Genomic DNA, 13,199 nt, shown 5'->3' with positions numbered 1-13,199 from the left:
TGCAGCAGACGGATACTGGTGGTGGGAATAAGGAGCTAGGGTAAACAGGCCTGATACAAGAACAACCGAGGGCCTATCCCCATGACCAGTACACTCGACCGGCTTGCCCGTCAGCTCAGTGAGTCCGTTCAGGAAGATCCCGCCACCGGCGTCTTTCGCTGCCGCCGCGATATCTTCACGGACGCCGATTTGTTCGCGTTGGAAATGAAGCACATCTTTGAAAGTGGTTGGATTTACCTGGCACATGAAAGCCAAGTGCCGGAAATCAACGACTACTTCACCACCTACATTGGCCGTCAGCCTGTCGTCATTACCCGTGACAAACAAGGTGTCTTGCACGGAATGGTCAATTCCTGCGCCCACCGTGGCGCCATGCTGTGCCGCCGTAAGCAGGGCAATAAAGGCTCCTTTACCTGCCCGTTTCATGGCTGGACATTCAGCAACGCCGGTAAGTTGCTCAAAGTCAAAGACGCCAAGACCGGCGCCTACCCGGACAGTTTCGATTGCGACGGTTCTCATGATCTTAAACGTCTGGGCCGTTTTGAAAATTATCGTGGTTTTCTGTTTGGCAGTCTCAGTGAAGCGGTCCCCGAGCTCGATGATTATCTGGGAGAAACCCGCGTCATCATTGACCAGATGGTTGATCAAGCGCCTGAAGGGTTCGAAGTCCTGCGGGGCAGCTCGTCTTACCTCTACGATGGCAACTGGAAATTGCAGATCGAAAACGGCGCCGACGGTTATCACGTCAGCTCCGTGCACTGGAATTATTCGGCGACCACGGGCCGTCGCAATTACCAGTCCGAGGGCACGCGCGCTGTCGACGCCAATGGCTGGTCGAAGAGCCAGGGCGGGGTGTATGCGTTCAAGCATGGTCACATCCTGCTCTGGACTCGGCTGCTCAATCCTGAAGTGCGACCGGTGCATGCACATCGTGCACAGTTAGCTGAACGCCTGGGGCAGGCGCGCGCCGACTTCATCGTCGACCAGACCCGCAACCTCTGCCTGTACCCCAACGTTTACCTCATGGATCAGTTCTCGACGCAGATCCGTGTGGTGCGACCCATTGCGGTCGACAAAACCGAGGTGACGATCTATTGCATGGCGCCCAAGGGCGAAAGCGCCCAGGAGCGCACCACGCGTATTCGTCAGTACGAGGACTTTTTCAATGTCAGTGGCATGGGTACCCCCGATGATCTGGAGGAATTCCGTGCCTGCCAGACCGGTTATCAAGGTGCGACGAACCTATGGAATGACCTGAGTCGGGGCGCCAAGCAATGGGTTGACGGTGCCGATGACAATGCGCGCGCCATGGGCATGAATCCGCAGCTCAGCGGGGTAAAGACCGAGGACGAAGGCTTGTTCGTGCGTCAACACGCTCACTGGGCGGCCAGCTTGCAACGAGCGATCGAGCTTGAGCAACACAGTCTGATCGCCACTGACAAGGAGGCACGCTCGTGAGCATTTCCCGCGAAAACCTGCTTGCTTTTCTCTACCGCGAAGCGCGGCTGCTAGATGATCGTCAGTGGGACGAGTGGCTGGAGTGTTACTCGCCAAAGGCCGAGTTTTGGATGCCCGCGTGGGACGACCACGACACGCTGACGGAAGATCCGCAGAGCGAGATCTCGCTGATTTACTACCCCAACCGCGACGGTCTGGAAGACCGTATATTTCGTATCAAGACCGAGCGCTCCAGTGCCAGCATGCCTGAGCCGCGCACCGCACATTTCATTGCCAACGTTGAAGTACTGGCCGAAAACGCCGGACAGGTGGAGCTACGTTTCAACTGGCAAACCCTCAGCCATCGATACAAGACCACGGACACGTACTTTGGCACGTCCTTCTATCGCCTCGATATCAGCGCGCAACAGCCACTGATCACGCGTAAGAAAGTGGTGCTGAAAAACGATTATATCCATCAGGTCATCGACATCTATCACATCTGAGGACAGCGCCATGACATACTCCATAGCCCTCAATTTTGAAGATGGCGTGACACGTTTCATCGATTGCGATGAGGGCGAGAAGGTGCTGGACGCCTCTTTTCGCCAAGGTATCAACCTGCCTATGGACTGCGCCGACGGCGTCTGTGGCACTTGCAAATGCCGTTGCGAGAAAGGCACCTATGACCTGGGCGATGAATACATCGAAGACGCGCTGAGTGAGGACGAGGCCCAGGAGAGGCTCGTTCTTACCTGCCAGATGGTGCCGCAATCGGACTGCATCATTACCGTCCCCTTGCCCTCCAGTGCCTGTAAGACCGGCACCGGTCGGTTCGCCGCCACCGTCGCCGACATTACCCGGCACGCGGACGCTGCGCTGCAGATCCGCTTCGAACTGGATCAAGCGCCAGTCTTCCTGCCCGGCCAGTACGTCAATATCGAGGTGCCGGGCAGTGAACAGACACGCTCCTATTCATTCAGCAGCCGCCCCGGCGAAAAGCACGCGAGCTTTTTGATCAAACATGTGCCGGGTGGACTGATGAGCGGATGGCTGGAACGAGCGCAGCCGGCCGATCAGGTGGTCATGACCGGTCCGTTTGGCAGTTTCTATCTGCGCGAAGTGACCCGACCGCTGTTGTTCCTGGCCGGTGGCACTGGACTTGCGCCCTTCCTGTCGATGCTCGAAGTGCTCGGTGAGCGCGCTGGAACGCAGAAGGTGTCGCTGATCTATGGCGTGACCCGCGATCAGGATCTGGTGCTGGTCGATGCCTTGGAAGCCTTCGCCACGCGCCTGCCCAACTTCAGCTTCGTGACCTGTGTCGCCGATCCCCAGACCCTCCATCCGCGCCAAGGCTATGTCACCCAGCACATGGCCGCGCAGGTGTTCAACGATGGCGATGTCGATGTGTATCTGTGTGGGCCGCCACCGATGGTGGATGCCGTGCGGCAGTACTTCAAGGATCAGGGTGTCGTTCCGGCCAGCTTCTATTACGAGAAGTTCACGCCCAATGCAATGGTGACTGGCGACGCCGCCTGAGGACAGTGAAATGAACCCACGTTTCCACGAAAAAGTCGCATTGGTGACGGGCGCCGCCCAAGGCATCGGGCGGCGTGTTGCCGAACGTTTGCTGGAGGAGGGCGCCTTGCTGGTCGCCGTCGACCGCTCCGAGCTGATTCACGAACTGCAGCGTGAGCGTGTGCTGACGTTGACGGCTGACCTGGAGCAGCACGCCGAGTGCGCACGCGTCATGGCTGCGGCAAGCAAGGGATTCGGGCGGATCGATATCCTGATCAACAACGTTGGCGGGACGATCTGGGCCAAACCCTTCGAGCATTACGCGCCAGATGAGATCGAGGCGGAAATCCGCCGCTCGTTGTTTCCGACGTTGTGGTGCTGCCACAGCGTATTGCCTTACATGCTCAAACAAGGCAGTGGCGCCATCGTCAACGTTTCCTCTATTGCCACGCGAAGCCTCAATCGCGTGCCTTACGGCGCGGCCAAAGGTGGCGTCAATGCGCTGACCGCTTGCCTGGCGCTGGAGACCGCTGGCAGTGGGGTGCGTGTCAACGCTACCGCGCCAGGTGGCACCGAGGCGCCGCCGCGCCGCATTCCACGTAACAACCAGCCGCAAAGCGAGCAGGAGCGGGTTTGGTATCAGCAAATCGTCGATCAGACGATCGAAAGCAGTTTGATGAAGCGCTATGGGACGATCGACGAGCAAGCGGGCGCGATTCTTTTTCTGGCCTCCGACGAAGCCTCATACATCACCGGCGTGACCTTGCCCGTGGGCGGTGGCGACCTGGGTTGATTGACCGGTTTTTCCCAGAGACCTCACATACAACAAAAATAACCGGGGCAATGCCATGCGCACCATTGAGGTACATTCGATTGGCAACGGCGCCTGTTTCAGTAAGGCCATGACGTGGCCATCTCCCTCTTGCGGGCTCGTTACCGGATTCGACGCTGATATGTCAGACCCATGGACTTTAGACTTCATCTATCCCGGTCGCTGCTGGGTGACACTGCGGCGCTTGTCGTAATCTGCATAAGCTTGCGACTGCCCGGTCGATCCCGTTGATGAAGGGATTCAGTGGTTAGGACATTTCGCATTGCAAGCTGATCTGCAAGATGACCGGATATGGCTTGCAGTCGGTGCTTTCGGGATTTCTGACGCTTTAGGAAGCCTGCGGGGGTAATGCGGGGATGAAGAGATGGAGCGGGTAGAGGGAATCGAACCCTCAACTAAAGCTTGGGAAGCTTTCGTTTTGCCACTAAACTATACCCGCATTTTGCGTGTTCACCGTGCGGCAAACGAGCTGTCCAATAAGACCGTTCGTTATCAGCTTGGCAAGCCAACGATCATGTCATGAGATGACATTCGCTTCGATGGCAGGTTTTGTACCAGATGTTGCCGTGGATTTGAAGTTTTTCTTTGCGAATCTGTGTTTTAGCGCAGTTCGCGAGCCGGATTTTCGTCAGGTGCCAACGCAGGCAGGCGAGCGTCGGCCAGATGTAGCCCGAAGCGCCGTCGCTCGCGATGACGGGGATCACATGGCTTGTGCCCGGTGCTCGTGAACCTGTCGGTAGTACCGCGCCCGGCTTTCCTGATGAGTGGGTTTCAGGAAGTCAAGCAAGGCACGGCGACTGTCCAGGCAGGCAGATTTGTGTTCCATGTCGAGAAAATGCCCGGCACTGCGAATGATGCTGAACTGGCTATGGCGCACATGCCGGTCGAATTGACGGGCATCCTCGGGCGCCGTGTATTCGTCCCATTCACCATTCATGAACAGCACCGGTATATCGATTTTGTCCACGCCCCTCAAGTAGCATCGGCGGTCGCTGGTGAGCACTTGGTGGAGATGGAAGTGCATCTGGTCGTACTCGTGCTCGGCCAGGCTGCTGACATGCCGGTAGTTGAAGCGCTTGAACAGCGATGGCAGGTGCTTGCCAATGGTGCTGTTGACCAGATGGCCGACCCGATGGCGATCGCAGGCTCGGAGGTAGTCGACGCCGCGCTCCAGGTAGTCACGCATGGATTCGTTGATTACCGGCGAGAACGAGCTGATCACTGCCTTTTCCACGCGTCGTGGGCGATGAGTCAGGGCGGTCAGCACTGCAGTGCCCCCCCAGGAAAACGACATCACATGTTCGGCGCTGAAGTGGTCGACGAGTTCCAGCAGGATCTGGCTTTCAATGTCCCTGGTCAGCATTTTCTCGTGGCGGTTGTGGGCCTTGGACTTGCCCGCATAGGGCTGGTCGTAGCACACGACATTGTACTGCGGGTGCAGGTTCTTGACGGTCTGTGCAAATGACGCGGTGGTGGCCATCGAGCCGTTGACCAGGATGATGGTCTTTTCCGCAGCATCTGCGCGATAGAACTCCGTGTAAACCCGATATTGACCTTGTATATCCAATACGGCGGTTTCTTGCCTCATGTCGAAAGACTCCTGGCGAGCGGGTATGCGCGCAACCGACAATGCAGGAGCTATGTGACAGGTAAGCATTCACCTGGAGTTTGCAACTCATGCCGGACCGCTAAAGCGCTGGCCGACGTCGTGCCATTCTGCCCTATGGCGGGCCGCTCAGATTTGGCGGATCTCTTCGTCCGTCAAGGGACGGTATTGGCCGGGAGCGAGGCTGTCGTCGAGCACCAGCGGACCCATGCGTTCGCGATGCAGGCGCAGGACCTTGTTGTCGAAGTGGCCGAACATGCGTTTGACCTGGTGATAGCGGCCTTCGACGATGCTCAGTCGGGCGCGATGGGATCCAAGGCACTCAAGCTGGGCCGGTTGGGTGATGAGGTCTTCGAAGGCGAAATACAGGCCCTGGGCAAAGGTCGCGGCGTATTCAGGACCGATCACTTGCTCGGTCTCCACATGGTAGACCTTGGGCAGCTTGGCCTGCGGTTGCGTGAGGCGACGCGACCACTGTCCGTCGTTGGTCAGCAGCATTAGACCCGTGCTGTTGAAGTCAAGGCGCCCGGCGATATGCAGGTCATGGACGTCCGGTTCCCGGAGCAGGTCGAGGACGGTACGGTGCCGCGGGTCGTGGGTGGCACTGACGCAGCCCTGGGGTTTGTGCAGCATGAAGTAGCGCGGCGGGCGGCCTGCCTGCAGTACGTCGTCGTCGATTTCGACCCGACTGAACTCGCGCACTTGATGATGCGGATCGGCGATGATCAGCCCGTCGACCCTGACCCGTTTTTCCACCAGCAACAGGCGTGCCTGCCGACGATTGAAGCAGGGCAAGTTGCTGAGAAAACGGTCTAGGCGCATGGCGGGAGGGTCATGGGGAAGCGGGCGGGAATTTTACCTCATGACGCCGAGGACGGGGCCTGCTTCAGTTGCTCGTCCACCTGGGCGCAACGCGGACACAGGCAGGCGGCGTTGCGCAATTGCGCTGGCAAGGCTTCGAGGACCGCCCGGTCGATGTTGACGCTGTAGCACCAGCAGGGCTGGCCGACAGTGCGCGGGTCGGCCAGAGTGCAGTCGTTGCGGGCTTTGCAGGCTGGGCAGAGGCTAGGGTCATTCATCGGCGGATTTCGGCAGTTTGCTGCGGACGTGGTAGCGCCTGCTTCTCTTGGCACTGTACCGCGCGTGGCCGGCGCGGGCCAGCTGGTTCTTCATACTGGCCGGGTCATTGCGCAAATGCCGATGCGTGCGTTTTCGGTGCCGATCGGAATTGAACGGGCGAAGGAGCCTGGTAAAATGTGGCGAACCTGCTCGACACAGGGGAAATGCTCGGTTAGCGGACCTTGTCTTCCCGTCCGCGCAGCACCTTGTTGGGCATGGCGATGGCTGCGAGTAACCCCAGCAACGCCACGCCGGCGCTGATCAGCAGCAGATGGCGAAAGGTCAACAGCAACTGCGCCCGTGAAGCTTCCTGCGCGGGACCAGGGGCGGCGTTGAGGCCTTCGAGCAGAGCGTTGCCCGAACTGCCTTCGGTGATCATCGGAGTGCCCGCCAGGTGCGTCAGGCTCGAGTCCTGCAACAACGCCAGCAGCAGCGCCGACATCAAGGCGACACCCATCGCCCCGCCCAGGGAACGGAACAGGTTGGTGGTGCTGGTGGCGACGCCGATATCCCGTTGCTCCACCGAATTCTGCGTGCCCACCAGCGAGGTCGGAAATTGCAGGCCGCCGGCCACCCCGCAGAGCAGCATGAACAGGCTGCTCAGTAGCTCTGCCTGGGGCGGCGTGAATGCCATGCCGACAATCGCCAGAGGCATCAGCAGCGCGCCGCTGAGGATCATCGGTTTGTAGTAGCCGGTCACTGAGGTCATCCGCCCCGCGAAGTAGGCGCCCATGGGTAAGCCCATCGCCAGTGGTAGCAGGTGTAGCGCCGCGCTGTCGGCCCCGGCGCCGGTCACGCTCTGGAAGCGTAGCGGCATCAGCACGGTCAGCGAAATCGCCTGGAAACTGGTAAAGAACATCGTGCACCAGCACAGCAGGGCATTGCGGTTGAGGAACAGGTGCATCGGCAGCAGTGGTTCGGCGGTACGCCGTTCGTGCAGCACGAACAACGCCAGGGCGGCCACCGCCGTCACCAGCAGCCCCAACACATCGCCGTCGTTCCAGCGATGACCCTGGCCGACCTCGGTGATGCCCAGCAGTAAAGCGCTCAGACCGACGATCATCAGCAGCGTGCCGAGGTAATCGATGATTGGCTTGCGCTGTGGCACTGGCAGGCCGACCAGGGTACGGTGGGCTACCCACCAGGCGCTCAATCCCAACGGCAGGTTGATCAGGAACACCCAACGCCATGACAGGTACTCGGTCATATAGCCGCCGAGCACCGGCCCGACGACGCTTGCCACTGCATACATGCCGCTGAAGTAACCCTGGTAACGACCGCGCTCGCGTGGCGGAATGATGTCGCCGATGATCGCTTGGCTGACCGAAATCATCCCGCCGGCACCGATGCCTTGGATGATCCGGGCAATCACCAGTTGTTCCATGCTCTGGGCCATGCCGCAGAACAGCGAGGCCAAGGTGAACAGGCCCATGCCAAACAACATCAGTTTGCGTCGACCGTACAGGTCGCCGAGCTTGCCGTAGATCGGTACCGCGACCGTCATGGCGACCATGTAGCCGGAAATCACCCAGGCCAACAGGCCGACATCCTTGAACTGGGCGGAAATGGCGGGGATCGAGACGGCGACGATGGTCTGGTCCAGCGCGCCGAGGAAGATCGCCAGCATCAGGGCGATCAATATGCTGCGAATCGCCGGCTTCGTCGGGCCGGGTTGCTGAAGATTGGTCACGGTAGAACCTGCACGCGATAGTTGACCCGCCCTGGCAGGTGGGCGGGGATGACTGCCAGTGTACTAGATAGCTTGCTATTCGATAGCTTCATAAGGAAAGCCGCTGCACTTTTTTCGCGAGAGGCCGGTTCGAGCCTCTTCAGCGAGTCGGTCGAAATCGACCGCCGGATCTGCCGCATTGCCAGACGCAAGTCTTGCGGATGGTTCCTGCGCTCCAGGGTGAAAGCGATTAGAGGCCATTGTCCCAGGCGGGCGTTTCGGGAAAACGCGCCACCAGGAAGTCCAGCATGCTGCGCAGGGTCGCCGGCATATGCTTGCGCGAGGCATAGACTGCATACATATTCATTGCCTTGGGTTCGGCATGGGGTAGCAGGCGCACCAGTTCGCCGCTGCGGATATGCGCTCCGGCCTGGTAGGTGGGTAGCATCGAGATACCGGCCCCGGCCATTGTCGCCCGCAACAGGGTGCTGGTTTCGTTTGCGCTGATATTGCCTTGGACCGGCACCGATACTTGCTCGCCGTCCTGCTCGAAATGCCAGAGGCTCTTGCCAAAGTAGGAGTGCGTCAGGCAGTTGTAGCTGCTCAGTTCCTCGACCCGCCGCGGGGCCTGGTGTTCGTGCAGGTAGGCCGGTGACGCGCAGATCACCGAGCGACAGACCGTCAGTCGCCGGGCGATCAGGTTCGGGTCCAGGTCGTTGCTGATGCGGATCGCCAGGTCGATGCGTTGGTCTACCAGGTTCACGGTGCGGTCGAGCATCTGCAGGTCGATGCTGACGCCGGGGAAGCGCTTGACGTATTCGGCTATTGCATCGGCCAATTGAGCCTGGCCGAAGGAGGTGCTGACGGTGATCCGCAACAAACCCCGCGGAACTTCATCCGGGGCACTGACGGCGGCCTGCAGGTCGCTGGAGAGCTCCAGCAATTGCCGACAACGCGGCAGGGTTTCGCTGCCGGCCGCCGTCAGGCTCAACTTGCGTGTGGTGCGGTGCATCAGGCGTGCGCCGACCCAATCCTCCAGCTCTGCCAGATAACGCGACACCACCGGTCGCGACAGCTCCAGGTGGTCAGCCGCCGCCGATTGGCTGCCCAAGTCCACCACCGTCACAAACACCCGCATTGCTGTAAGACGATCCATGATTTGACCGATTTCAGAAACAAATTGTGTCCCAGCATCGCATTTTTTGTATCGGATCGGGCAACTAAGCTCTGTTCACTGCCTGCTTTAGTGTAAACAATCCATTTGGAGAGCGTCATGAGCAAGATTGCAATCATTGGTGCTACCGGTCGTGCCGGTAGCCAGGTGCTGGAAGAAGCCCTGCGTCGCGGTCATAGCGTTACTGCCATCGCCCGCAACCCGGCGAAGATCGAGGCGCGCGCCGGTGTCGTCAGCAAGGCGGTCGATGCCCTCGATGCGGCTGCGCTGGAAGCGGCCGTGGCCGGTCACGATGTGGTGATCAGCGCGGCGCATTTCGCCACCCTGCCGGCTGCGGCGGTGATCGGCCCGGTGAAGAAAGCCGGAGTCAAGCGCCTGCTGGTGGTGGGTGGTGCCGGTTCGTTGCTGCTGCCGGGTGGCGGTCGAGTCATCGACAGTCCGGGATTCCCGGCGGAATACAAGGCCGAGGCCAGTGGCGGGGCGGCCTTCCTTGAAAGCCTTCGCCAGGAAAAGGAACTGGACTGGAGCTTCCTGTCACCTTCGGCGGAGTTCGTCGAAGGCGAGCGCACCGGCCATTTTCGCCTGGGCAAGAATGACCTGCTGGTGAGCGCCGACGGCAATAGTTGGATCACCTTCGCCGACTATGCGATTGCCCTGCTGGATGAAGTCGAGCGGCCTGCTCACTCGCGCCAGCGGTTCACCGTCGGTTATTGAGCGTCCCCGCTCGATCGTTCTGCGCAGCAAGCGCGGTCCCACGGGACCGTGCCTGACCTTACGCCGTTTGAACCATGCCTTCTCCCGCCAACCGGCGGTTCAACTGATGACGCCAGCGCACATACAGCATGGCGCTGCCAAACACCGCCAGGCTCGCACCCATCTCCAGTATTCCGAACAACTGCCGGTTGGGGTCGAAGGCCGCCAGCGCGCCCTTGAGGAAATACAGGTTCACCACATAACAGGTGAACGAATGGCCGCGCGCGCTGCCTCGCAGCATCCCCGGCAGCAGTGGCAACAAGGGCACCAACTCGACCAGCAGGATCACCCACGGCCGGGCACCGTGCAGGTCTGCGAATATCAGGTAATACCCGCAGAGCAGGCCGATCAGCCCGAGAAAGCACGCCAGGGCCAACACCCGGCCAAGCGTCACCCGTGGCTCCAGCCAGGCCTGACTGGGTAGTGTCTTGGGCTTTTTAGCCAAGGCCGTTCTCCAGCTTCAGCGCGGTGTTTGCCAGTCGCAGGCCGAGGGCGCGACACAGGGCGGTTTCATGCTCGTCCAGGGCGCGCTTGCCGTCGCTGCCGGTGTGATGGCTGGCGCCGTAGGGGGTGCCGCCTCCCCGTGTGTCGAGAAGGGCCGACTCGCTATAGGGCAGGCCGGTGACCAGCATGCCGTGGTGCAACAAGGGCAATAGCATCGACAGCAGGGTCGTTTCCTGGCCGCCATGCAGGCTGGAGGTCGAGGTGAAGACCGCGCCGGGCTTGCCCACCAGGGCGCCGGTCAGCCACAGATTGCTGGTGCCGTCGATAAAGTACTTCAACGGCGCCGCCATGTTGCCAAAGCGGGTTGGGCTGCCAAGGGCCAGGGCTGAACAATGCTTGAGGTCGTCGAGACTGGCATACAGCGCGCCCTCCTCGGGAATCGCCGGGGCCACGGCTTCGCATTCGCTGGAGATCGCCGGCACGGTGCGCAGGCGCGCTTCCATGCCAGCCTGCTCGACACCCCGGGCAATCTGGCGGGCCATTTCGCGGGTGGAGCCGTGGCGGCTGTAGAACAGCACCAGAACATAAGGTCGGCTCACGGCAGGATCTCCAGCAGTTTTTCTGGCGGCCGGCCGATGATGGCCTTGTCCCCGGCCACCAGGATCGGTCGTTCCATGAGCTTGGGATGCGCGACGATGGCGGCGATCAGTTGTGCTTCACTGAGCTGGCTATCGATCAGGTTCAGGTTCTTGTATTCGTCTTCGCCACTGCGCAGCAGTTGCCGGGCGCTGAGGCCAAGCTTGTCGAGCAAGGCTCGCAGTTGGACGGCGTCGAGTGGGGTTTCCAGGTAGCGCACCACGATTGGGGTCAGGCCGCGGGCTTCGAGCAGTTCTAGCGCAGCACGGGATTTCGAGCAGCGCGGGTTGTGATAGAGCGTCAGATCGGTCATGTGCGGGTCGCATTTTGCATAAGGTGACGGGTATTCTACCTGCCTGGCGAGCGCTCCTGAACCGTAGGAGGTAAATGGTCGCGGTCGATGACTCATTTGACGGGAGATTGCACACATGGCGAAACGATTGGTCGCCGTATTGGCGATGATGGGCGCACTGCTGCTGAGCGGCTGCGACAACGATTACGGGGTTGACCAGCAGGGTCGCAAGGTCGCGTCCGAGCGCCTGGACAAACAGTGGAAAGTGGTCAACTACTGGGCTGAGTGGTGCGGTCCGTGCCGCACTGAAATCCCTGAGTTGAATACCCTGTCCGAGCAACTCAAGGGCCAATCGGTGGGCGTGTTCGGGGTAAACTTCGATGGCCTGCAGGGTGATGACCTGGTCAAAGCCAGCGAGGCATTGGGGATCAAGTTCACGGTATTGGCGCAGGATCCCGCGGATTTTTTCGATCTGCCACGCAATGAAGTCCTGCCAGTGACCTACATCATCGACGACAAAGGTAAGGTGCGCGAGCAGTTGATGGGCGAGCAGACCGCAGCGGGTGTGCTGGAGAGACTGAAGGCCCTCAGAGGCGCTTGACTGGCCGGCTCGCCAGAGGCGTGTCAGCCTTCTTCCGACCACAACCGCAATGGCTGGCCTTGTGCCGGCCAGAAACGCACCTGTTCCACCGGGGAGATGTCCCAGCGCCGGACGTTTTCCAGGGCCTGCAAGAAGCGTTTTTCCTGTTCCATCAATGCCGGGGCACAGCGTTTGCGGGTGCTGCCGACCTTGCCGAAGCTCAGGGTATCGCCGTCCAGGGTGTAGGGCGCGAACCAGTGGTTGCAGCCGCCGGTGCCATAGGCCCGGCCATCATCGCCGAGGGTGATGGTCAGGTGGCTGTTATCGATCAGCGGACGGTCGCCGATCCACTCCAGCATATAGCTGTGACCCTGTTGCAACTGCGCACGATCGCTGGCGCAGCCCAACAGGCTGATCGCCAGCACCCCCAGAATCATCGCTTGTTTCATTAAGTCGCCTCCTGGCATTTCGGGCAGAGGTGCTTCTCGCCGCGAGTGGTCCAACCCAGTTCGGCGATACGTGCCGTGGCGGCAGGTTTTTGGGCGGGAACGCCGAGCTTGGCATCCACCGCGAATTCGACATTCAGTTCCCTGGCGCAGCCGTCGCAGTTGACTTGCCACTGGTGAATCGCCAGCTCACTGAACACGGGTCCACGGGTCATGGCGGTCCATTGGCCCGGTGGGTTGATCAGGTGTCGCACGGTTTCGACGGTCAGGCGCATGGACAGGTCCTTGCTGCCCTTGAGCGTGACCAGCAGCACGTCGTCGATGCGGATCGAGCCACCGTTGCCGGTGACCTGATAACGACCCGGCATCAGAGCGCGGCATTCGGTCAGGGTGTGTTGCGGGCTCATCAGGTTGTAGCGGAAATCGTGTTCGACCATGGGTCCTCCAAATATGGCCGATATGCTAGCACGCGGACGCTGGCCGGATGGCGGCGTCTTGCGACCTTCGATCCGGTTCACGGTGCTTCAACGGGCTTAGCTGTGTGCCGAGCTCCGTGCCCGGTGCCCACCACGCCGACGGTTTTCCCCATCAGGTCCCAGCCAGCCCAGGCGGGCTGCAGTCACCCTCGCAGGCCCGGTGCAGGCGGCGATTGAGTGTCAGGATCAAGGCCACGGCATGTTCGGCCACGGCGTG

The 13,199-nt window shown here is 60.5% G+C and carries 16 protein-coding genes, 1 tRNA gene and 1 pseudogene; 6 read left to right on the top strand and 12 right to left on the bottom strand.

Annotated features, from left to right (window positions below):
* Positions 1 to 81: 81 nt before the first annotated feature.
* Genes BMX68_RS04190 through BMX68_RS04175 form a run of 4 tightly spaced genes read left to right on the top strand, consistent with a single transcriptional unit; the run spans position 82 to position 3,748 of the window.
* Positions 82 to 1,458 carry a Rieske 2Fe-2S domain-containing protein gene (locus BMX68_RS04190; RefSeq protein WP_017130992.1) on the top strand — a complete coding sequence of 459 codons (1,377 nt, stop codon included), beginning with the start codon at positions 82 to 84 and terminating at the stop codon, positions 1,456 to 1,458.
* Positions 1,455 to 1,943, top strand: coding sequence for a benzoate 1,2-dioxygenase small subunit (gene benB / locus BMX68_RS04185; protein WP_017130991.1), 489 nt, complete (start codon positions 1,455 to 1,457; stop codon positions 1,941 to 1,943). The genes BMX68_RS04190 and benB overlap by 4 nt, the downstream gene beginning before the upstream one ends.
* Before the next feature lie 10 nt (positions 1,944 to 1,953).
* Positions 1,954 to 2,976 carry a benzoate 1,2-dioxygenase electron transfer component BenC gene (gene benC / locus BMX68_RS04180; protein WP_017130990.1) on the top strand — a complete coding sequence of 341 codons (1,023 nt, stop codon included), beginning with the start codon at positions 1,954 to 1,956 and terminating at the stop codon, positions 2,974 to 2,976.
* A gap of 10 nt (positions 2,977 to 2,986) precedes the next feature.
* Complete coding sequence (locus BMX68_RS04175; RefSeq protein WP_017130989.1) at positions 2,987 to 3,748, top strand: 1,6-dihydroxycyclohexa-2,4-diene-1-carboxylate dehydrogenase; 762 nt, start codon at positions 2,987 to 2,989, stop codon at positions 3,746 to 3,748.
* 404 nt (positions 3,749 to 4,152) lie between these two features.
* Here BMX68_RS04175 and BMX68_RS04170 read toward each other — a convergent pair.
* From BMX68_RS04170 to BMX68_RS04140, 6 genes are all read right to left on the bottom strand, one after another.
* Positions 4,153 to 4,226, bottom strand: a tRNA-Gly gene (locus BMX68_RS04170).
* A 261-nt stretch (positions 4,227 to 4,487) separates the two neighbouring features.
* Entirely contained in the window at positions 4,488 to 5,375 is an 888-nt protein-coding gene (locus BMX68_RS04165; RefSeq protein ID WP_017130988.1) for an alpha/beta fold hydrolase, read from the bottom strand.
* Between the two features lie 147 nt (positions 5,376 to 5,522).
* Positions 5,523 to 6,215, bottom strand: coding sequence for a pseudouridine synthase (locus tag BMX68_RS04160; protein WP_017130987.1), 693 nt, complete (start codon positions 6,213 to 6,215; stop codon positions 5,523 to 5,525).
* Between the two features lie 38 nt (positions 6,216 to 6,253).
* A complete protein-coding gene (locus BMX68_RS04155) occupies positions 6,254 to 6,472 on the bottom strand; it encodes a cysteine-rich CWC family protein (protein ID WP_017130986.1) in 219 nt (72 codons plus the stop codon).
* Positions 6,473 to 6,684: 212 nt separating this feature from the next.
* Positions 6,685 to 8,202: an MDR family MFS transporter gene (locus BMX68_RS04150; protein ID WP_017130985.1), complete on the bottom strand. Its 1,518-nt coding sequence runs from the start codon at positions 8,200 to 8,202 to the stop codon at positions 6,685 to 6,687.
* Between the two features lie 229 nt (positions 8,203 to 8,431).
* Complete coding sequence (locus BMX68_RS04140; RefSeq protein WP_026013069.1) at positions 8,432 to 9,337, bottom strand: LysR family transcriptional regulator; 906 nt, start codon at positions 9,335 to 9,337, stop codon at positions 8,432 to 8,434.
* Positions 9,338 to 9,454: 117 nt separating this feature from the next.
* Between BMX68_RS04140 and BMX68_RS04135 the strand changes: the two genes are divergently transcribed.
* Positions 9,455 to 10,069 carry an NAD(P)-dependent oxidoreductase gene (locus BMX68_RS04135; RefSeq protein ID WP_017130982.1) on the top strand — a complete coding sequence of 205 codons (615 nt, stop codon included), beginning with the start codon at positions 9,455 to 9,457 and terminating at the stop codon, positions 10,067 to 10,069.
* 58 nt (positions 10,070 to 10,127) lie between these two features.
* Here the strand turns inward: BMX68_RS04135 and BMX68_RS04130 are convergent, their stop codons facing one another.
* The 3 genes from BMX68_RS04130 to arsC are packed head-to-tail and all read right to left on the bottom strand — an operon-like array spanning position 10,128 to position 11,501.
* Positions 10,128 to 10,553: a DUF2069 domain-containing protein gene (locus tag BMX68_RS04130; protein ID WP_017130981.1), complete on the bottom strand. Its 426-nt coding sequence runs from the start codon at positions 10,551 to 10,553 to the stop codon at positions 10,128 to 10,130.
* The gene (wrbA, locus tag BMX68_RS04125; RefSeq protein ID WP_017130980.1) at positions 10,546 to 11,151 is read right to left on the bottom strand and encodes an NAD(P)H:quinone oxidoreductase; all 606 of its coding nucleotides are present in this window, start codon (positions 11,149 to 11,151) and stop codon (positions 10,546 to 10,548) included. Before wrbA ends, BMX68_RS04130 begins: the two co-directional genes overlap by 8 nt.
* Positions 11,148 to 11,501: an arsenate reductase (glutaredoxin) gene (gene arsC / locus BMX68_RS04120; RefSeq protein WP_017130979.1), complete on the bottom strand. Its 354-nt coding sequence runs from the start codon at positions 11,499 to 11,501 to the stop codon at positions 11,148 to 11,150. The genes wrbA and arsC overlap by 4 nt, the downstream gene beginning before the upstream one ends.
* Before the next feature lie 115 nt (positions 11,502 to 11,616).
* On the opposite strand from arsC, the gene BMX68_RS04115 reads away from it, so the two are divergent.
* Positions 11,617 to 12,081 (top strand): TlpA family protein disulfide reductase, encoded by a 465-nt coding sequence (locus tag BMX68_RS04115; RefSeq protein WP_017130978.1) that lies wholly within the window; start codon positions 11,617 to 11,619, stop codon positions 12,079 to 12,081.
* A 23-nt stretch (positions 12,082 to 12,104) separates the two neighbouring features.
* Here the strand turns inward: BMX68_RS04115 and BMX68_RS04110 are convergent, their stop codons facing one another.
* The 3 genes and pseudogenes from BMX68_RS04110 to BMX68_RS25310 all read right to left on the bottom strand — a co-directional run.
* Positions 12,105 to 12,509 (bottom strand): META domain-containing protein, encoded by a 405-nt coding sequence (locus BMX68_RS04110; RefSeq protein WP_017130977.1) that lies wholly within the window; start codon positions 12,507 to 12,509, stop codon positions 12,105 to 12,107.
* Entirely contained in the window at positions 12,509 to 12,943 is a 435-nt protein-coding gene (locus tag BMX68_RS04105; RefSeq protein WP_017130976.1) for a hypothetical protein, read from the bottom strand. The genes BMX68_RS04110 and BMX68_RS04105 overlap by 1 nt, the downstream gene beginning before the upstream one ends.
* A gap of 119 nt (positions 12,944 to 13,062) precedes the next feature.
* Positions 13,063 to 13,199: pseudogene (locus BMX68_RS25310) on the bottom strand (2-hydroxyacid dehydrogenase); the annotation flags it as partial.

Source organism: Pseudomonas agarici (assembly GCF_900109755.1).
Lineage (GTDB): Bacteria > Pseudomonadota > Gammaproteobacteria > Pseudomonadales > Pseudomonadaceae > Aquipseudomonas > Aquipseudomonas agarici.
This window is presented reverse-complemented; position numbering and strand designations above follow the sequence as displayed.